We start from the raw sequence: 682 nt of genomic DNA, 5'->3' as shown, positions 1-682 counted from the left end.
CGCGGCCGGGGGGGGCCCGCGCGGGGGGCCCCCGCGCGCCCTGGGGCGCGGGTTGGTTTTGGCGCCCGTCGGCTGGGCGCGGCCCGCCCGCCTGCGACCATCGGGCGCTGGGAAACCCGCGGCCCTCGACCGGGTCCGCCGGGTAGGACGTTCCCCCGAAGATGCCGAGCTTCCGCTCCCACCAGCGCTGTGGGTAGGTCAGGAAGACCTTGATCGCGGGGCGCGGCTGAGGCACGTGCAATGCAGCGAGAACCTCAGGCGGGAAGTCGCTGTCGATTTGTGACAACAAGTGTGGGGGCACGGTCACGATGGCAGCATCGAATTCTTCTCGCACCTCTCCGTCCGGGGTCGAGAACGTCATTTCGACGTGTGCGGCGTGGCGCACGATCTCGGTCAGCTCGTGGCGCAGGTGTCGATTCGCACGTGCGATGGGGGCGGACAACCGGGTGACGATCAGATCGGTGCCGCCGACCACTCGAAGCAATGGGCTGGATTTGAGCGTGGAAAGGTCGGCGAGGAGATTGTGCGCGGCAGGTGAACTGAGCAGTCGGGGGGGGGGGGGCCGCGGGCCCCAACCACCCCCAACAAAAACCACAACCCCCCCCGCCCAGGCGTAAATAACGACCACCCCCCCCCCGCGCGCGCGCCGCGGGGGGGCCCCCCCCCCGGCCCCCCCCCCCCC

1 protein-coding gene is annotated in these 682 nt (G+C 71.4%); it reads right to left on the bottom strand.

Features of this window, described 5'->3' with window-relative positions; translation table 11 throughout:
* Positions 1–595: FAD-dependent oxidoreductase (locus ACFWPJ_RS33320; protein ID WP_378857579.1), on the bottom strand; the 595-nt coding region annotated here is incomplete at its 3' end.
* Between the last annotated feature and the right edge of the window lie 87 nt (positions 596–682).

Origin of the sequence: Nocardia sp. NPDC058497 (assembly GCF_042720195.1) — a bacterium.
GTDB lineage: Bacteria > Actinomycetota > Actinomycetes > Mycobacteriales > Mycobacteriaceae > Nocardia.
This window is presented reverse-complemented; position numbering and strand designations above follow the sequence as displayed.